General features: G+C 60.6%; 18 protein-coding genes. 12 read left to right on the forward strand and 6 right to left on the reverse strand.

Features of this window, described 5'->3' with window-relative positions; genetic code table 11:
* Positions 1 to 19: 19 nt before the first annotated feature.
* Positions 20 to 280, reverse strand: coding sequence for an accessory factor UbiK family protein (locus tag PR018_RS09855; protein WP_142823324.1), 261 nt, complete (start codon positions 278 to 280; stop codon positions 20 to 22).
* A 205-nt stretch (positions 281 to 485) separates the two neighbouring features.
* On the opposite strand from PR018_RS09855, the gene lgt reads away from it, so the two are divergent.
* The 6 genes from lgt (at position 486) to PR018_RS09885 (ending at position 6,540) form a co-directional block, all read left to right on the forward strand.
* Positions 486 to 1,352, forward strand: coding sequence for a prolipoprotein diacylglyceryl transferase (gene lgt / locus PR018_RS09860; RefSeq protein ID WP_142823325.1), 867 nt, complete (start codon positions 486 to 488; stop codon positions 1,350 to 1,352).
* Positions 1,353 to 1,371: 19 nt separating this feature from the next.
* A complete protein-coding gene (locus PR018_RS09865; protein ID WP_142823326.1) occupies positions 1,372 to 2,472 on the forward strand; it encodes a class I SAM-dependent methyltransferase in 1,101 nt (366 codons plus the stop codon).
* A gap of 90 nt (positions 2,473 to 2,562) precedes the next feature.
* Complete coding sequence (gene pgeF / locus PR018_RS09870) at positions 2,563 to 3,360, forward strand: peptidoglycan editing factor PgeF (protein WP_142823327.1); 798 nt, start codon at positions 2,563 to 2,565, stop codon at positions 3,358 to 3,360.
* Between the two features lies 1 nt (position 3,361).
* Positions 3,362 to 4,513, forward strand: a complete 1,152-nt coding sequence (locus PR018_RS09875) for a M24 family metallopeptidase (RefSeq protein WP_142823328.1) — start codon at positions 3,362 to 3,364, stop codon at positions 4,511 to 4,513.
* 95 nt (positions 4,514 to 4,608) lie between these two features.
* Positions 4,609 to 5,502, forward strand: coding sequence for a hypothetical protein (locus tag PR018_RS09880; protein WP_142829280.1), 894 nt, complete (start codon positions 4,609 to 4,611; stop codon positions 5,500 to 5,502).
* A gap of 105 nt (positions 5,503 to 5,607) precedes the next feature.
* On the forward strand, positions 5,608 to 6,540 hold the full coding sequence (locus tag PR018_RS09885) for a ribose-phosphate pyrophosphokinase (protein WP_142823330.1): 933 nt from the start codon (positions 5,608 to 5,610) through the stop codon (positions 6,538 to 6,540).
* Between the two features lie 28 nt (positions 6,541 to 6,568).
* On the opposite strand, the gene PR018_RS09890 is transcribed toward PR018_RS09885, so the two are convergent.
* The 4 genes from PR018_RS09890 to PR018_RS09905 all read right to left on the reverse strand — a co-directional run bounded on the left by PR018_RS09890 (position 6,569) and on the right by PR018_RS09905 (position 11,318).
* Positions 6,569 to 6,955, reverse strand: coding sequence for a DUF779 domain-containing protein (locus tag PR018_RS09890; RefSeq protein WP_142823331.1), 387 nt, complete (start codon positions 6,953 to 6,955; stop codon positions 6,569 to 6,571).
* Between the two features lie 75 nt (positions 6,956 to 7,030).
* Positions 7,031 to 8,539: an aldehyde dehydrogenase gene (gene adh / locus PR018_RS09895; protein WP_142823332.1), complete on the reverse strand. Its 1,509-nt coding sequence runs from the start codon at positions 8,537 to 8,539 to the stop codon at positions 7,031 to 7,033.
* Between the two features lie 245 nt (positions 8,540 to 8,784).
* Positions 8,785 to 9,744: a helix-turn-helix domain-containing protein gene (locus PR018_RS09900; RefSeq protein WP_142823333.1), complete on the reverse strand. Its 960-nt coding sequence runs from the start codon at positions 9,742 to 9,744 to the stop codon at positions 8,785 to 8,787.
* Positions 9,745 to 9,863: 119 nt separating this feature from the next.
* Positions 9,864 to 11,318 (reverse strand): hypothetical protein, encoded by a 1,455-nt coding sequence (locus PR018_RS09905; protein WP_142823334.1) that lies wholly within the window; start codon positions 11,316 to 11,318, stop codon positions 9,864 to 9,866.
* A gap of 435 nt (positions 11,319 to 11,753) precedes the next feature.
* On the opposite strand from PR018_RS09905, the gene PR018_RS09910 reads away from it, so the two are divergent.
* The 5 genes from PR018_RS09910 to PR018_RS09930 all read left to right on the forward strand — a co-directional run bounded on the left by PR018_RS09910 (position 11,754) and on the right by PR018_RS09930 (position 17,001).
* Positions 11,754 to 12,374, forward strand: coding sequence for a 50S ribosomal protein L25/general stress protein Ctc (locus PR018_RS09910; RefSeq protein ID WP_142823335.1), 621 nt, complete (start codon positions 11,754 to 11,756; stop codon positions 12,372 to 12,374).
* A gap of 233 nt (positions 12,375 to 12,607) precedes the next feature.
* Positions 12,608 to 14,974: a putative bifunctional diguanylate cyclase/phosphodiesterase gene (locus tag PR018_RS09915; RefSeq protein ID WP_142823336.1), complete on the forward strand. Its 2,367-nt coding sequence runs from the start codon at positions 12,608 to 12,610 to the stop codon at positions 14,972 to 14,974.
* A 23-nt stretch (positions 14,975 to 14,997) separates the two neighbouring features.
* Entirely contained in the window at positions 14,998 to 15,714 is a 717-nt protein-coding gene (locus tag PR018_RS09920; protein WP_374113748.1) for a substrate-binding periplasmic protein, read from the forward strand.
* A gap of 94 nt (positions 15,715 to 15,808) precedes the next feature.
* Positions 15,809 to 16,543, forward strand: coding sequence for an aminoacyl-tRNA hydrolase (pth, locus tag PR018_RS09925; protein ID WP_142823338.1), 735 nt, complete (start codon positions 15,809 to 15,811; stop codon positions 16,541 to 16,543).
* Positions 16,540 to 17,001: a GNAT family N-acetyltransferase gene (locus PR018_RS09930; RefSeq protein WP_142823339.1), complete on the forward strand. Its 462-nt coding sequence runs from the start codon at positions 16,540 to 16,542 to the stop codon at positions 16,999 to 17,001. Before pth ends, PR018_RS09930 begins: the two co-directional genes overlap by 4 nt.
* A gap of 44 nt (positions 17,002 to 17,045) precedes the next feature.
* Here PR018_RS09930 and clpS read toward each other — a convergent pair whose 3' ends face one another.
* A complete protein-coding gene (gene clpS, locus PR018_RS09935) occupies positions 17,046 to 17,357 on the reverse strand; it encodes an ATP-dependent Clp protease adapter ClpS (protein ID WP_142823340.1) in 312 nt (103 codons plus the stop codon).
* A 358-nt stretch (positions 17,358 to 17,715) separates the two neighbouring features.
* Here clpS and ychF point away from each other — a divergent pair, with 358 nt between their 5' ends.
* Positions 17,716 to 18,819, forward strand: coding sequence for a redox-regulated ATPase YchF (gene ychF / locus PR018_RS09940; RefSeq protein ID WP_142823341.1), 1,104 nt, complete (start codon positions 17,716 to 17,718; stop codon positions 18,817 to 18,819).
* Positions 18,820 to 18,852: the final 33 nt, after the last annotated feature.

The following is an 18,852-nucleotide window of genomic DNA, read 5'->3' on the forward strand; positions in this document are numbered from 1 at the left end:
CCAGCCTTGGGGGCTGAAATCACTTTGCCTTGGCGGAAAGCTTCGCCTCGAGCGCTTCGATACGGGCCTTGAGCGCATCGTTTTCGTCACGCGCCTTGACCGCCATTTCGCGCACGGCTTCGAACTCCTCGCGCTTGACGATGTCCATGCTGTTAAGCCAGCGTTCGGCCTGGGCATTGAAGGCGGTTTCGATTTCGCGGCGGACGCCCTGCGCGGCGCCAGCGGCATCGGTCATCAGCTTGGCGAATTCATCCATGATGCGGTTCGGTCCTGTGGTCATGCTGCTCTCCTTTGCGGCCAACGGCCCGGTGAAGGGTTTTCACCTCCAAGATAGTGTTGAGTTAGGATTTCGGAAGTCCCGTTGCAAGCGGTTTAAGCCGTGGGCAACTCAGCACAGCGCTTGCAATTGTCATGGTTCGGTTTAATCGACATCATCATGCCTCGTTTCGGCAGCATGTTCAGCGCGCATTATTGGATCGATCACCTTGCAGACACCCGCCCTTCTTATGGCAATGATTCCCTTCCCGGATATCGATCCGGTGGCCTTCTCCATAGGTCCGCTGGCGATACACTGGTACGGACTTGCCTATGTCATCGGCATCCTGCTCGGCTGGGGCTATGCGAGGCGTCTGGTCACCAACGAACGACTGTGGCGTGATGGCAAGGCGCCGATGACCATTGCCCATCTCGATGACTTCGTTGTCTGGATTGCACTCGGCATCGTGCTTGGCGGTCGCATTGGCTACGTGTTGTTCTACGACATGCAAGCCGTCAGCGAAAATCCGCTGCGCGCATTCGAAATCTGGAACGGAGGAATGTCGTTCCATGGTGGCCTTATAGGCTCGACCGTCGCGATGATCCTGTTCTCCCGCCGCAATGGCATTCCGATGTGGAGCCTGTTCGACGTCATCGCCACCGTCGTGCCGATCGGACTGTTCTGCGGACGCATCGCCAATTTCGTCAACGGCGAACTCTGGGGTCGCGTCTCGACGGTGCCGTGGGCTATCGTCTTTCCGACAGGCGGGCCGCTCAGCCGTCATCCGAGCCAGCTCTACGAGGCAGGCCTCGAGGGCATCGTGCTGTTCCTGGTGCTGTTTGTCATCACCCATTGGCTGCTGACCCTGAAGCGACCGGGCCTCACCAGCGGCGTTTTCGTCACCGGCTATGCGCTGTCGCGCATCTTCGTCGAGTTCTTTCGCGAACCGGATGCGCAGCTCGGCTATCTCCTCGGTACCGACTGGCTGACCATGGGTATGGTGCTGTCGCTGCCGATGATCCTGCTCGGTCTCTGGGCTGCCATACGCGCTGTTCGGGCTGTCCGGGCCGATACCATCCAGCGACATCCAGTCTGAGCGTTTCGGGGGAGATGCGATGACAACCGCGCTAGGGGAAAAGATCAAGACCATCATCCGCGCCAACGGGCCGATCAGCGTCACCGATTATTTCTCGCTGTGCCTCGCGGACCCGCAGCACGGCTACTACCGCACGCGCGAACCCTTCGGCCCTTCCGGCGACTTCGTGACCGCGCCAGAGGTCAGCCAGCTGTTCGGCGAGATGATCGGCGTCTTCATGGTGCATGCCTGGCAGCGCCACGGCACGCCGCCGGGTGTGCGCCTTGTCGAGATCGGCCCCGGTCGCGGCACGATGATGTCGGACATGCTGCGCGTCATTCGGCGCCTTGCACCGCTGCTCTACGACAGCATGCAGGTGCATCTGGTCGAAACCAGCGAACGACTGCGCGACATCCAGCAGGAGACGCTGCAGTCCCATGGCGCCAAGGTCGCCTGGCATGTGGATTTCAACGACGTCCCCCATGGCTTCACGCTGCTGGCCGCCAACGAGCTGTTCGATGCCATCCCGATCCGCCAGTTTGTACGCACCGCAACGGGCTTTCGCGAGCGGGTGGTGGTGCTCGACATCGATGACGAGCTCAGCTTTGCTGCCGGCATCGCAACCCTCGATCCAGCACTGATGCCTGAATCCGCGCCCAAGACGCCGCTCGGCACTGTCTTTGAAATCGCCCCTGCCCGCCAGGCGGTGATGAGCGCCATCTGCGAGCGGCTCGGCAGCAATGGCGGCACTGCCGTCATCATCGACTACGGCCATCTGTCGACGGGTTTCGGCGACACGCTGCAGGCCGTGCGGATGCATGAATACGATCCGCCGCTCGCCCATCCCGGCGAAGCGGACCTCACCAGCCACGTCGATTTCCAGAGCCTTGCCGAAGCAGCGCTCGCCGAAGGCATCCACGTCAACGGTTGCGCCTACCAAGGCGATTTCCTGATAGGGCTCGGACTGGCGGACCGCGCCGGTGCGCTTGGCCGGGGACAGGACGGCACGGTGCAGCGCGATATCCAGCTAGCCGTGGACAGGCTGGCCGGCGCTGGCGAAGGCAAGATGGGGGAACTGTTCAAGGTGCTGGCAGTTTCCAGTCCGGCCATCGACCTGATGCCGTTCCGCCCGGTGGATTGACAGCCCGCCTGCCGTGGGGAAAACATCTGCGCCATCGAAGCAGCGGACCGCACGCCAGGCAACGGCTGCGCAAGCCAGACGAAACCGGACGTGAAGGACGACTCATTGCTGCAACCCCTGGAAAGCCCGCTGCTGGCGGCAATCGGCCGTCCCGGCATCCGCCACGGCTACTTTACCCGACAAGGCGGCGTCTCCGAGGGTATCTATCGTGGCCTCAATGTCGGACTCGGCTCCCGCGATGAGCGGGCTGCGGTCGAGGAAAACCGCCATCGGGTCGCTGCGTGGTTCGGCCAGCCGGTCGAAAGGCTCGCCACCGTCCATCAAATCCACTCCGCCGACGTCGTTACCATCGATGCCGGCTATGACGGCACAAGACAGCAGGCCGACGCGCTGGTGACAGCCGTGCCCGGCATAGTGCTCGGCGTGCTGGCAGCCGATTGCGGCCCGATCCTTTTTGCCGATGCCAAGAACCGGGTGATCGGTGCAGCCCACGCGGGATGGAAGGGTGCGCTGACAGGCGTACTCGAAAACACCATCGACGCGATGGTGTCGCTTGGCGCAGAGCGCAGATCGATCGTTGCCTGCCTCGGCCCGTCGATCAGCAGCAGCAGCTACGAAGTCGGCCCGGAGTTCGTCGAACGCTTCCTCGCCCATGATCCGGCCTACACGCGCTATTTCTCGGGGTCGGCCAATCAGGGCCACGCGATGTTCGACCTGCCGGCCCTCACCATCGACCGGTTGACGGCAGCCGGCGTCACGGCCGAAAGCCTGGGCCTTTGCACCTACCCCGATGCCGACCGCTTTTTTTCCTACCGCCGCACGACCCATGAGCGCCAGGAAGACTACGGCCGGCAGATCTCAGCCATCGCAATCGAGGACACGTTTTAACATGGCCCTGCACTTCGAACGCACCGAATTCGCCGACCGCCTCGCAAGGTTGACGGCAAAGATGGAAGAGGAGAAGCTCGACGCGATGCTGCTCTTTGCCCAGGAGAGCATGTACTGGCTGACAGGCTACGATACCTTCGGCTACTGCTTCTTCCAGACGCTGGTGGTAAAGGCGGACGGCACCATGACGTTGCTGACCCGCTCGGCAGACCTGCGCCAGGCGCGCCAGACTTCCATCATCGAGGACATCCACATCTGGGTCGACCGCATCAACGCCGACCCGACGCTCGATCTGAAGAACCTGCTGAGCGAAATGGACCTGCTCGGCGCCCGCATCGGCGTCGAATACGATACGCACGGCATGACCGGCCGCGTCGCACGCCTGCTCGACGATCAGCTGACATCGTTCGCCCAGCTGGTCGATGCTTCCTACCTCGTCGGCCGTCTCCGGTTGGTAAAGAGCCCGACCGAACTTGCCTATGTCGAGCGCGCGGCAGCCCTTGCCGACGATGCGCTGGATGCGGCGCTGGCATTGACCGGGCCCGGCGGCGATGAAGCCGCGATCCTTGCAGCCATGCAGGGAGCGGTATTTTCCGGCGGAGGCGACTATCCGGCCAACGAATTCATCATCGGCTCCGGCATCGATGCCCTTCTCTGCCGCTACAAGGCGGGCCGTCGCAAGCTGGATGCCAACGACCAACTGACGCTGGAGTGGGCCGGTACCTACGCCCACTACCATGCTGCCATGATGCGCACGATCGTCGTGGGCGAGCCGACACATCGCCACCGCGAGCTGTTCAGCGCCTGCCTCGAAACTATCCAGGCCATCGAGACCGTGATGAAGCCGGGCCATAACTTTGGCGACGTGTTCGACATGCATGCGAGGATCATGGACGAGCGCGGCCTGGCGCGGCACCGGCTCAACGCCTGCGGCTATTCCCTCGGCGCCCGCTTCTCGCCCTCCTGGATGGAACAGCAGATGTTCCACATCGGCAATCCGCAGGAGATCGAGCCCGGCATGTCGCTGTTCGTTCACATGATCATCATGGATTCCGACACCGGCACGGCGATGACCCTCGGCCAGACCTACCTGACGACCGCGGACGCTCCCAAAACTCTTTCGCGCCATCCGCTCGAATTTCTTAACCGGTAAGGGCGTATCCTGTCTCTTCGAGCGGGAACGAGGATCAAGCCGATGCTGTCCTGTCACCCGCCGGCTCAACCGGGCGATGAAGGGACGCAGGAACCATGGTGTCTGTCAGGTCGATACCGATCATCGTGGTCGCATTCGCGGCCTTGTCCGCCTGTAACACGACCGACGCGCTGACACCTCGGGTCGGTATCGGCGACGATGTCGCCTCCGCCCCGGTCACCCAGCGCGAGGTCGAGCGGATGGCGGCGGCTCCCCACCAGCCGACTTATGGCGCCCAGACCCGGGACAGCTATCAATCCAGCTACCAGCAGCAGGGCTACAGCACCACCGGCAGTTCATCCGCAACGCTGGACGAGCAGGCCGATGCGCTGCGCAGCGGCGGCCGCAACCCGGTTGCGTCCAAGCCGCTCCACGATGGCATGTCGCAGGGTCAGGATGACGCGGAAAATTCCCTGCCGTCGCAATCCGACGAGCAACGCGAGGCCGAGCGTCGACTGAGCGACCCGCAGCCTGCGCAAGAGCAACAACAGGCCGCCGAGCAGAGCGATCAATCCGACGCCGGGCAACAACAGCCCGATGGCGAGCAGCAGCAAGCATCGCTTCCGCCGGCTGCAGCGAGCGACGGCAACACCATCCGCTTCCTGCCGATTATCGGAGGACCGGTTGAGGCCGTTACGCCGCTATCGCGACAGCTGGGCGTTGAGGCGCGCGCCAACGGGCTGACGATCAAGGGATCGGGCGACACCGCCGCCGCCTACATTCTGAAAGGCTACCTCACGACCTTTGCAGACGGCCCCCAGATCACCGTCTCCTACGTCTGGGACGTGCTGGACAGCACCGGCGGACGCCTGCACCGTATCCAGGGCACGGAGAGCGTACCGCTGAAGCGCGGCGATCCATGGGCCGCTGTTCCGCCCTCCGTCATGCAGAAAATCGCCTCGAAGACGATCGCCGAATTCAATGGCTGGCGTCAGACACGCGGTGCATAGCATCCCCCCTACACACAATTCTGGGCTTCACTTGTCCTAAGCCCTTGCATTCGAGACCGGGGCGGTTAAAAGCGCGGCTATCAAACTGGAAATGGGCGGACCAAAATGAAGGTTTTCGCAGGGAACTCGAACCGGCAACTTGCCGAAGCGATCTGCAATTATCTCAACGTGCCCTTGGGCAGGGCAACTGTCCGCAGGTTCGCAGACCAGGAGATCTTCGTCGAGATCCAGGAAAACGTCCGCGGCGAGGACGTCTTCCTTGTACAGTCTACTTCATATCCTGCTAATGATCACCTGATGGAACTGCTGATCATGATCGACGCAATGCGTCGGTCTTCCGCTCGGCGCATTACTGCCGTTCTTCCCTATTTCGGTTATGCCCGCCAAGACCGCAAGCCCGGTCCGCGCACGCCCATTTCTGCGAAGCTGGTGGCCAACCTAATCACCGAGGCCGGGGCTGACCGTGTTCTCACACTCGACCTTCACGCCGGGCAAATTCAGGGCTTCTTCGACATCCCGACAGACAATCTTTACGCCTTGCCAATCCTGACGCGGGACATCAAGGCGCATTACGACATCAGCAACATCACTGTTGTTTCCCCTGATGTCGGCGGCGTAGTTCGCGCACGGGCGCTTGCCAAAAGATTGGACTGTCTGCTCGCGATCGTTGACAAGCGGCGCGACCGCCCGGGCGAATCCGAAGTGATGAACATCATCGGCGACGTCCATGGCAAAGATTGCATCTTGATCGACGATATTGTTGATTCCGGCGGTACGCTAGTCAACGCCGCCGAAGCATTGTTGAAGAACGGCGCCCTTAGTGTCACCGCTTACATTACCCATGGGGTGTTGTCCGGTGGCGCCGTCACCCGCGTAACATCGTCGAAACTGAAAGAGCTGGTCATCACCGACTCGATCCAGCCGACGACAGCGGTACAATCTGCCCACAACATCCGCGTCATCTCGACGGCGAGCCTCATGGGCGAGGCGATAAACCGGACCAGCCTGGAAGAATCAGTTTCCAGCCTGTTCGACTGAGACTGCCGTCACCGCAAATGTATGACTCCTAGACCCTTTTCACCAAGGGGATCGCGCAGGCTTCGCCTCCGTCGAACATTCGTGAGCGCGTCAGAAACCTTTTCTCGCGGCCGTTGTCGAGCGAGAACATGCCGCCCCTGCCCGGCACAACGTCGATGATCAGCTGTGTGTGCCTCCAGGCTTCGAACTGGCTGCCGGATATGTAGACCGGGACGCCGCCGATCTCGCCGAGCTTCACGTCATGATCGCCGATCATGAACTCCTCCACGGGGTAGCACATCGGCGACGATCCATCGCAGCAGCCGCCGGACTGGTGGAAAAGCACGTGGGGATGGTCGACCTGGATTTCGCGGATCAACTCCAGCGCCGCATCGGTCGCCAGAACCCTCGGTTCGCCATTGATGGTTTCGGACATCTCGCCTCCTGCAAACGCTTTGCCCTCCCCCTTTGTCAGGGAGAGGGCCGATAGCTTCAGCCATTCGCACCGCTCTCAGAAGAAACCGAGAGCCTTTGTGCTGTAGCTCACCAGCATGTTCTTGGTCTGCTGGTAGTGATCGAGCATCATCTTGTGGTTTTCACGGCCGACGCCCGACTGCTTGTAACCGCCGAATGCCGCATGGGCCGGATAAGCGTGGTAACAGTTGGTCCAGACACGTCCCGCCTGGATTTCGCGGCCAAAGCGGTAGCAACGGTTGGCGTCACGGCTCCAGACACCAGCACCGAGGCCGTAAAGGGTGTCGTTGGCGATCTCCAGCGCTTCCTTGTCGTCCTTGAACATCGTCACCGAGACCACGGGGCCGAAGATCTCTTCCTGGAACACCCGCATCTTGTTGTGGCCCTTGAAGATCGTTGGCTTGACGTAGAAACCGTTGGCGAGTTCGCCGCCGAGGTCGTTGCGCGAGCCGCCAGTCAGCACTTCCGCGCCTTCCTGCCGGCCGATGTCGAGATAGGCCAGGATCTTTTCCAGCTGCTCGCTGGAGGCCTGCGCGCCGATCATCGTGGCGCTGTCAAGCGGATTGCCCTGCTTGATCGCCTCGACGCGCTTGACGGCCTTTTCCATGAAGCGGTCATAGATCGATTCCTGGATCAGCGCCCGGCTGGGGCATGTGCAGACTTCGCCCTGGTTGAGCGCGAACATCGCAAAGCCTTCCAGCGCCTTGTCGAGGAAATCGTCGTCCTGCGACATGACGTCGTCGAAGAAGATGTTCGGCGACTTGCCGCCCAGTTCCAGCGTCACGGGGATGAGGTTCTGGCTAGCATACTGCATGATCAGCCGGCCCGTCGAGGTTTCGCCGGTGAAGGCAATCTTGGCGATGCGCGGGCTGGTGGCCAGCGGCTTGCCAGCTTCGAGGCCAAAGCCATTGACGATGTTGAGAACGCCGGCAGGAAACAGGTCGCCGACCAGTTCGGCCCAGATCAGCAGGGACGCCGGCGTCTGTTCGGCAGGCTTGATGACCACGCAATTGCCGGCAGCAAGCGCCGGCGCGAGCTTCCACGCGGCCATCAGGATCGGAAAATTCCATGGAATGATCTGGCCGACGACACCGAGCGGTTCATGAAAATGGTAGGCGACCGTGTCGTGGTCGATTTCGCCGATCGAGCCTTCCTGGGCACGGATGCAGGCCGCGAAATAGCGGAAGTGGTCGATTGCCAGCGGAATGTCGGCCGCCATGGTTTCGCGGATCGGCTTGCCGTTATCCCAAGTCTCGGCCTTGGCGAGCAGCTCTAGATTGTCCTCCATACGCTGCGCCACCTTCATCAGGATGTTCGAGCGCTCCGTGGTGGACGTCTTGCCCCAGCTATCCTTGGCGGCATGGGCGGCGTCGAGGGCAGCGTTGATGTCCTTCTCGTCGGAGCGAGGAATTTCGCAGAGTTTGCCGCCGGTCACGGGGGTGGTGTTGTCGAAGTATTTTCCGGAGATCGGCTCGCGCCACTGGCCACCGATGTAGTTGCCGTATTTCAGCTTGAACGGCGACTCGACGATTTTCTGATGCAGCATGTCATTCTCCCTGGGTGAACTGATCCTGCGGATCGATGGGAGGAACCTGCACCCGGAAAGGCGCCTGAGGTAGAGCCGGCAATCAATGCCGCAGTGCACAGTGTTTCACTTGTGAGACAAGATGATGCCTATGCGACAGGCAAACGATCACACGATAGGCAACATCTACCCGGTCGGCTCGGTCCACACAGCCTCATGAGACTGCGTGCGAGCCGTATTGCCCATCGTCAGCTCCGACTGAAATGTCAGTGAAGCGCGAGCTTCTTCATCTTGCGGTGCATCGTCGCGCGACTGATGCCGAGCTGCTGGGCTGCCTGGGAAACGTTGCCGTGGTTGCGCGACAGCACGCGGCGCAGGGCTGCGCGTTCGGCCTCCATGAGGTCTGCGCCATCGTCACTGCGATCCTCGTGCAAGGCATCGGATGCCGGCAGTCCAGCCTTTATCCGGGCATCGTCGAGTTTGAGCGCCAGCCTTGCAGCGCGGGTGGCGCCGAGAATGAGGTCGTCCTTGTCGACGGCCAGAAGCGCTGCCGCCGGATTGCTGCCGCTTGGAACCATGACAATTCGGGAGCCGCGAAAAGCGCTGCGGAAGAGATTGGTCTCGATGCGAAGCGCGGCATCGCGCACCGCCTGCGACAGGATGGCCAGCGCCATTTCGTTGACGTCCTCGCGGCAGGTCGAAATATCGAGCGCGGCCGTCAGCTGCCCACGATGGTCGCGGATCGGCGCAGACGTGCAGCTGAGATTGATGTTCGAAGAGAGAAAATGCTGGTCGCGATAGATAGTCACCGAACGCTCGTCGGCCAGTGCTGTACCGATGCCGTTGGTCCCGGCGCTGGCCTCGCTCCAGACGGCGCCAGGCCAAAGCCCGAGGCTGCGAAAATCCTTGTCCTCGCTGCCGGTTCCGCGCCGCTCCAGCGCAACGCCCTTGCTGTCGGTGAGAAGCAGGCAGCAGCCGGCCTTGCCGACCGTCAGGAACAGGCGGTCGAGCTCGTCGGTCGCTTCGACGATGAGTTGTGCCGATTGCTCCCTTGCCAGCCGGAACTCCTCATCCGTCAGGCGCAGCGGTGCGCGGTTCTGCTCCGGCGCCAGCTGATACATCGACATGCAGCGGTGCCAGGAGGCTATGATCGGTGAACTCGCCGCAGCCGATTTAAGCTGCGCGCTGGCGTAGACCCGCTCCGCATGAGCCATCTCATTGTGCATGCGCCCCTCCCAAGGCTTCGAAGCTGAAATCTTCGCGCGAAACGCCGGCAAGCGCAATGCCTAAGTGCAGCTTGCCATTGGTATCGGCACGTGAAGGGCAGCTCCTCGAAAAGGCGTCGTCACTTTGCCGGGGTGATTACCTGGCCATTGACGGTGAAGGCGCCATCCTCGGTCACAGTCACATCCCAGCGCTGCCGGCCGTCCGGATCGGTCTTGGCAAATCCCTTCGCCATCATCATCCCAAAGGAGATCTGGTTAAGCTCAGCGTCGGTCTTTGCGGCATTCTGGACGAAGGCGATAGTCTTGTCGTAGTCGCGGGAAAGCACGCTCATCTGCAACGCGTAGCGATTGGTTTGCTGGAGGTTGGAGACAACCTTGCCGGAGACAGCGATATCATAAACGCTGGAAACCGCGCTGATCTCGGGAAAGTCGATCGTCAGCTTGTCGTTTGGAAAGATGGCACTGCCGATCTTCCGGCCGCTTTCAGTGGACAGGCCCTCCGGCGTCGAGAAATCGGTGTTCAGCAGTATGTCGGCAGCCGCCGCGAAGTTCATGTCGGGGATACCGACTTCCACCACGGTCGTGTCGGGCACCAGCGCCTCGTAGCCCTCTGGCACCAGGCCGGAAGCAAGCTTCAGCTTTTCCGCCCTCAGCCCGAAGCCGATGCTGGACGCTTCGGTCAGGCCGTTCATCTTGAAGGAGTAGGTGAGCTTGTCCAGCGACGCCGTCCCGACATCGGTCAGTACCGAGAGATTGCTGGCGACGGCGGTTTCCTCGAGCGAGCCGAACAGCGGCAGCGCATTGCGCACCAGCTTCTGGAATTTTTCGCCACCGCGCTTCGACAGCTTCTTGGCTTCGGCGTGTTCGAAAACAAAGCGGATGAGATCGCGCAATGCATTGATCGGTACGCCGGTCGCCTTGGCGTCGAATGTCATATTGTCCGCCTTGATCTCGGCATTGCCCGAGGCCTGGCCGGCGATCTTCTCGTAAAAGCTGGGCATCGCACCGCTGGCGAGCATATCGACGGTGCCCGGCCTGGCCGTATCGATGGACGAGAACTTGTAGGTCATGCCGGCAGCGCCAGCCTCGACCTTTTGAGCCCCTGAGATCGAGGACATTCTGAAGTCCCTCGCCGTCGCATCCAGCGAGCGCATGTAGCTGATCGCAGGATCGAACACCCCGCTATAGACCATCGACCCCATCTGATATTGGATATCGGTCGCCGGCCCGTCGCCCAGCTTGGAATGAGCGGAAATATCGAGGGAATTGTCGCCATCGATGTTCCACAAGCCCTTCTCCGCAGGCGCCGCGAACATCGTGAGCGGCTTAAGGCCGGAAATCGTGAAATCAGGGGAAGGAAACCGGTCGAGCAACTTCGTGAGGTCGTAGGTAACCTCGTAACGATTGCCTATCGGCTTGACGGAGAGGAAAGTGCTGGCGATATCGTGGGGCAGGAACGCGCTGAGCGAGTTACGCAGATCCTTGGCACCCTGCTCGTTCACCTCGGCGCCGTAAGATGCGCCTGAAAGACCGGTTGTCAGAACGATTGCAGCAGCGATGGTCCGGTAACGCATAACAACTCTCCCTATGCCGTTGCACCGGGCGACTGTGAAAGACGACGCTACAACCTGTCAACCGTCGATCCGCCGAAACCCGACCGCCTCCGATATTATCCATGCGACGCGGATCGGTTCCGCACTTCGGTAAATGCCCAAGTCTCGCATGTCGGAGAAACCGCAACCGATTTTCCGTAGAATACCCGGCGCAAATAGCCTGACATTCCCGTCTCCAGAAGACGAGGCCAAACCGCTTTTCGGCGTTAATATCGCGTTTCCGTCGCGATGCGGCCGGTAGTCTTGCGTTTTACAGTCTTTTGCCCTATACGCCACGCGTCCGCGCAGACACCCTTGGAGGCAATGCGGATGGGGCCGGTTTCGGCCGTCCTCCGGTCTTGCCACGCGGTTCACCGCAAAGGCCAAGACTCTCCAGTAATCTTGAAAGGAATTGCCATGAGCAACCAAAGCTATCAGCTCAAGGCCGACGCACGCGAACGGGTCGGTAAGGGGTCCGCCCGTGAACTTCGCCGCAAAGGTCTCATTCCTGCTGTCATCTATGGCGACAAGCAGGCTCCCGTTTCCATCACCTTGAACACCAATGAAGTCACCAAGCGCGTTCACGCCGGTGGCTTCCTGACAACGATCGTAACGGTCGAAGTCGACGGCAAGTCCTACCGCGTCCTGCCGAAGGACTACCAGCTCGACCCGGTCCGTGACTTCGTTCTGCACGTCGATTTTCTGCGCGTCTCCGGCAACACCCAGGTGACCGTTGAAATCCCGGTTCACTTCCTCAACGACGACAAGGCCCCTGGCATCAAGGTCGGCGGCGTTCTCAACATCGTTCGCCACGCCGTTGAAGTCACCTGCCCTGCCGACAAGATCCCGGAATCCTTCTCGGTCGACCTGACCGGCCTGAAGATCGGCGACAGCATCCACATTTCGGACGTTACACTGCCGAAAGATGTACAGCCTGTGATCACCGATCGTGACTTCACGATTGCCACGATCGTTCCGCCGGTAGTCGACGTCGTTGAAGACGAAACGACAGAAGAAGAAGGCACTTCGGAAGAGTAAGCTTTTCCGAAAACGTCGAAGAGATCAGAACCCGCCATCCTCAACGGACGGCGGGTTTTTTCGTGCCTGCAACCAAGTTGGGACCATTGGCCTCGGGCACCGCAGTACCACACCGTTAACCCCGCCGTTTCAGCAACCCTTAACAAATCTGTGAAACTTTACGCCACAGAGTTGCAGCCGTCCGATCGACATCGCTCGAGCGCCACCTTCAACCAGGGGAAGATTCGGACGCGATGAACAATTCCGTCGAAAACAGGTTTTTTGCGATCGTCTGCGGCGCCCTTCTGGTCTTTGTCGCACCGCTGTTCGTGCTGTTCCTGTTTCTCTCGTCGGAACGCGCCGAGAAGGAAATCCGCGATCACATCACGGTCTTGCTGGCCGCCAATGCACAGGCGCTTGCCAAGCCCCTCTGGGATCTGGACGAGGATACCATCACCCAGGTCAGCGCCACCACTGTCTCCGAGGGCGAGCAGGTCCAGGTCAATGTCCGCGATACATCCGGCCAGTTGGACATCACCCAGTCGACCATTCCCAAATCCTTCGACGGCAAGCTGGAATCGATCTCGCGCGCCATCACCTACAACACGGTGGACGGCAAGAAGACGCTCGGCACCATCACCGTTCTCTACCCGCAACTCGGCATCTTCGACGGACTGAAGCACGAAGAGATCGTCTTCATCTCGATTTTCATCTTCGCCGTACTGACCGTTTTCGGAACAGCCCTGATCGGTAACCGGATATTTGTCATCCAGCCGCTGATGCGGCTCGCCCATGCCATCGAGGCGACACGCCAGCTCGGCTCCCGCCACCACGTCGACTGGCAGTCGAACGACGAAATGGGTCGGCTGGCGCGCAGCTTCAACGAGATGCAGATCAAGCTGGAGCGCGAGGAGACGGAGCTGAAGCTCGCCCATCGCGGCGCAACCGATACCTACAACCTCACGCCCGCCATGCTGTTCTCCCTCGACGAGAACGATTGCATTTCCGCCGTCAGTGATTACTGGCTGGCCGCGACAGGCTACCGACGGGAGCAGGTGCTCGGCCGCCCCTTCGCCAGCCTGCTGATGGAACAGTCCCGCGAGAAATACATTCAGCGAAAGCAGCAACACGGCCGGGCCGCACCGCAGATCGAGGTGACGGTCAAGTTCCCCTGTATCGACGGCCGGATCATGGACCTGCTCATCCTGGAATCGACAGCCGTCAAGGGCGGACGGTCGCTGTCGGTCATGACGGATGTCACCGAACTCAAGCAATCCGAAGACCGCAATCTGCGCCAGGCGATCACCGATCACCTGACCGGCCTCCTGAACCGCCAGGGTTTCGAGACCGCGCTCGATGCCAAGATCAACGAGGCAGACCTGCGTCACCGGGAACTCGCCTGCCTGTTTATCGATCTTGACCGTTTCAAGTGGATCAACGACAATCTCGGCCACGCTGCCGGCGATGCAGCACTGTGCGAACTTGTCGCGCGCCTGCAGGCCCACCTATCGCCGGGTGACATCGCAGCCCGCCTCGGCGGAGACGAATTTGCAATTCTGATCTTGTCCGAAGACGCGGAAGAAAAGGCACTCGCCATGGCAGCCAGCGTCGCAGAGATCTTCGCAGCCCCGTTCGTCGGCGACGCCCGCCTGAGCGCCAGCATCGGTATCGCTATCTATCCGCGCCACGCTGCCAACGCCTCCGAATTGCTGCAGAAGTCCGACATGGCCATGTATGCCAAGAAACGCGAGGGCAAAAATGGCGCGCAGATCTTCGACAACAGCATGCTGGACGACGCACGTGGCCGCGCCGAGGTCGAAACCTTCATCGAGACTGGGCTGACCGAAGACTGGTTCGAGGCTTACCTGCAGCCGATCGTCAACATCGAGGATCGCGCGATCGCCGGCTTCGAGGCGCTCATGCGCCTGCATCATCCGCAGAAGGGCATCCTGCCGCCAAAGCCGATCATCGATATCGCCGAGGAAACGGGATCCATCATCCGCATCGGAACGCGGATCATGGAAAAAGCCATCGCCAACCTCGCCCGCATCTCCAAGCTCGACGGGATGCAGGATGTCTATCTCGCGATCAACTTCTCGCCGCTGCAGTTCGAGCCGGCACTGCCGGCCCTGATCGCCGGTTTACTCATGCGCCACGAAATCAAGCCGCAGCGGATCGTTATCGAGATCACCGAGGCGGTCCTGATGGACGACAATCCCGAGGTCCGCAACATCATCAATGAGATCTGCAGTTTCGGATGTCGCATCGCACTGGACGATTTCGGGACGGGCTATTCGTCGCTGAGCTACATCAACCGCTTTCCAGTCGACATCATCAAAATCGACCAGTCGTTCACCAAGGCCATCAACGACGCGTCTCCGGACGTCCGTCGCAAGAGCCGGATGCTGGTCGAAAGCATCACGACCCTGTCGCACAAGATGAACTGTACGGTGATCGCAGAAGGCATAGAGACCGAGGACGAGTGCGCGACGCTGATCGCCATGGGTATCGACTATGGCCAGGGCTATCTCTTCCACAGGCCACAGCATCCGGATGCGCTGATGGAAACGCTGGCAGGCCGCATGCCCGGCGGTCGCAGCAGCATGGCCATCGCATCCTGAACCTCGCGCGGGAGAAGCCCATGATCAAAATGCTTTTGCCTCTCCTGATCGCCTCCCATCTCACCGTCACGGCCGAGGCGCAGACCGTATCCTTCGTGACCGAAGAATATCCGCCCTTCAGCTACCGCGAAGGAAGCGACATCAAGGGCGCTGCCGTCGACCAGATCAAGCTGCTGATGCGCGGATTGAACGACTTTACCATCGACGTCGTCCCTTGGGCTCGCGCCTATTCACAAGCCCGCACGACACCGATGAACTGCGTATTTGCAACTGCCCATACAACGGAGCGCGATGCCCTGTTCAAATGGGTGGAGCCACTGCTGATCGACCGCAATTTCCTCGTCAAGCATACCGGCACCGCGGTGAACGCTGCAACCCTCGAGCAAGCAAGGCAGTTTTCCGTCGGCACCTGGCGCGAGGACTATACGGAGACCCTGCTGCGCAATCTCGATTTCCCGAAGATCGACGTTGCCACCACCATGTCGGCGACGCTGAAAAAACTGATGAACGACCGCATCGACATGATGCCGCTATCGGAACCCTACATGGACAAGCTGATCAAGGAGGGCAAGCCGCTGGAGCGCGTCGTCCTCTTATCGCGCCAGGTGATTGGCATCGCCTGCCACAAGGATTTTCCGGAGGATTTGCGCCAGAAGATGCAGGTTGCCTTGACCGCACTGATCGCCGACGGAACGCAGAAGCAACTCTTCGAGCAATACGGCATGGCGCTCGAAAACTGACGCTTGGCCCCCTCACCCGTCAGAAAATCCGTCTTGACTTGACGACCCATTCGCGTCGATGAACGGCTCCGTCATCTGCGAAAGGACGACAGCCATGCTTCTTATCGCCGGCCTCGGCAATCCCGGCCCCCAGTACAAAGCCAATCGCCACAACATCGGCTTCCTGGCCGTCGATGCCATCCACCGTCGCCACAGCTTCTCGCCCTGGACGAAGAAGTTCAAGGCCGTCATTGCCGAAGGTGAACTCGATGGCCAGAAGGTACTGCTGATCAAGCCGCAAACATTCATGAACCTGTCGGGCGAGTCCGTCGCGGAGGCGATGCGCTTTTACAAGCTGCAGCCTTCGGATCTCGTCGTCATCTACGATGAACTCGATCTCGTTCCGGGCCGCGCACGGCTGAAGACGGGCGGCGGCCATGGCGGACACAACGGCATCAAGTCGATAGACGCCCATGCCGGCCGGGAATATCGCCGCCTTCGCCTCGGCATCGGCCATCCCGGCGTCAAGGACCTGGTACAGAGCTACGTGCTCGGCGACTTCGCCAAGTCCGACAAGACCTGGCTCGAGCCTCTGCTCGAAACGCTGGCCGACCACGCCGACATGCTTGTCCGCAACGAGGACTCGCAGTTGATGAACAAGCTGGCGCTCGCTGTCGGCGACAAGTCGTCGGAAGAAAAGGCACCGAAGCTGGCCGCATCGGGAAAGCCACCAGGCCAGTCGCACATCCGCGCTGCACGCAATTTCAACCAGCCCAAGGCCCTGCCGACCACAGGACCGATGGCGGACATGCTGAAGAAGTTGTTTGGCGGTAAGGACGGCGACCAATGACCGGCAGCGGGGAAGCAGGGTTTGCCGTACGCCAGGCCGAAGCTTCGGACCTTGACCAGCTTCTCGACCTCTACCGGCAACTAAACCCCGCCGATCCCGAACCGACGGCGGATGCGGCGCAGACCGCTTACGCAGAAATGCTGGCGCAGCCGGGCCTCCGTGTCTTTCTCGGGACCGCCGACCATCGACCGGTGTCCACGGCAACGCTTCTGATCATCCCCAACCTTACCCGTGGAACTCGACCTTACGCTCTCATCGAAAATGTCGTGACGCTGGAGGAGCAACGCAGCAAAGGCTATGGGCGCACTGTTATGCTGCACGCCATTGATGTCGCCTTTACCGCCGGCTGTTACAAGGTGATGCTGCTGACAGAGCGGCAGCGCGAACATATACATCGCTTCTATGAAAGCTGCGGTTTCACCCAGAACAAGGCCGGCTTCCAGATCCGCAACGATTGAACGTCAAAAGAGGATAGCCTCCCAGGCAACAATGCTCTCCCCGCCTATTCCTCCGGCTCGGTGGTGAACATCAGCGGGAATCCGGCTTCCTTGCCGTAGTCGGTGGCTTCCTTGGCCTTGGTCTCGGCAATGTCCTTGGCGCATACGACGATGACGCAGGAACCCAGTTGATGGGCTGTCATCATCATCCTCGCTCCGGTTTCCTCGCTCATGCGGAACACGGCCTTCAGCACCATGATGACGAAGTCGCGCGGCGTAAAATCGTCGTTGATCAGGATGACCTTGTACATCTTGGGCTGCTCAAGCTTAGGCTTGGTCACGGTCTTGGGTTTGAGGTTTGTACTGCTGGCACTCATGGAAAATCCGTCTCCTGAAGACGCCGGAGCTCTGCTGGGCTCGACTTGGCCTTATATTGCGCTGCGACAGGCTGTGTTCAAGCGGACAATGTTCAAGAACGAACATGCGTGTCTTACAAGCTGAGGCCCCTGCTCGATAACCAGCGCGGCCGATGGGCAAACCATAGCGCCCCCGATAGAATCGACCGGCCTTTTGACGTTATCGCGCCGCCTTTCAATCCCATCGCCTCGTCGCGGATTGTAGGGCAAATCCGCCATACCTTCAAGACAACGGCCCTGCAGGTGCCGAAAGGCTTGACCGCCCTGCTCCTTTATCTCATACGCACAGAACATTTCCAGTAAATCAGGTGTCACAGCCATGGGCTTCAAATGCGGTATCGTCGGCCTTCCGAATGTCGGTAAGTCCACACTCTTCAATGCGCTGACCAAGACGGCGCAGGCTCAGGCGGCCAACTATCCGTTCTGTACCATCGAACCGAACACCGGCGAAGTCGCCGTGCCGGATCCGCGCATGCAGAAGCTGGCCGGTATTGCGGGCTCGAAGGAAATCATCCCGACCCGCATTTCCTTCGTCGACATCGCAGGCCTCGTGCGCGGAGCCTCCAAGGGCGAAGGCCTCGGCAACAAGTTCCTCGCCAATATCCGCGAAGTCGATGCTGTCGTGCACGTGCTGCGCTGCTTCGAAGACGACGACATCACCCACGTCGAAGGCCGCATCAATCCGGTCGGCGATGCCGAGACAATTGACACGGAACTGATGCTGGCCGATCTCGAGAGCCTGGAGCGCCGCACCGAGCAGACTCGCAAGCGCGCCAAGAGCAACGACAAGGAATCGATGACGCTGTTGCCGATGATGGACGCGTCGCTCGCGCTCCTCAACGAAGGCAAGCCGGTCCGCACCCTGCTGCCGAAACTCGACGCCGAAGAGCTGGAGATCCTGAAGGGGCTGAACCTGCTGACGTCGCACCCGGTGCTCTACGTCTGCAACGTCGCCGAAAGCGATGCGGTCAGCGGCAACGCTCATACTAAGGCCGTGGAAGAAATGGCCAAGGCGCAAGGGTCGCAATGCGTCATCATCTCGGCTGCCATCGAATCCGAAGTGGCGCAGCTGCCGGATGAGGAATCCAAGGAGTTTCTGGAGGCCCTCGGTCTAGAGGAAGCCGGTCTCGACCGCCTGATCCGCGCCGGCTACAGCTTGCTCGACCTCATCACCTACTTCACCGTCGGCCCCAAGGAAACGCGCGCCTGGACGATTGCGCGTGGCACGAAGGCACCGGCAGCGGCCGGCGTCATCCACACCGATTTCGAACGCGGCTTCATCCGCGCCTTCACCATCAGCTACGACGACTACATCAACTTCAAGGGTGAAGTCGGCGCCAAGGAAGCTGGCAAGGGCCGCGACGAAGGCAAGGAATACGTGGTCCAGGACGGCGACGTCATCCACTTCCGCTTCAACACCTGATCCGGCGCAAGCCGTATCGCGCGAAACGGGAGG

This window comes from Rhizobium rhododendri (assembly GCF_007000325.2).
GTDB lineage: Bacteria > Pseudomonadota > Alphaproteobacteria > Rhizobiales > Rhizobiaceae > Rhizobium > Rhizobium rhododendri.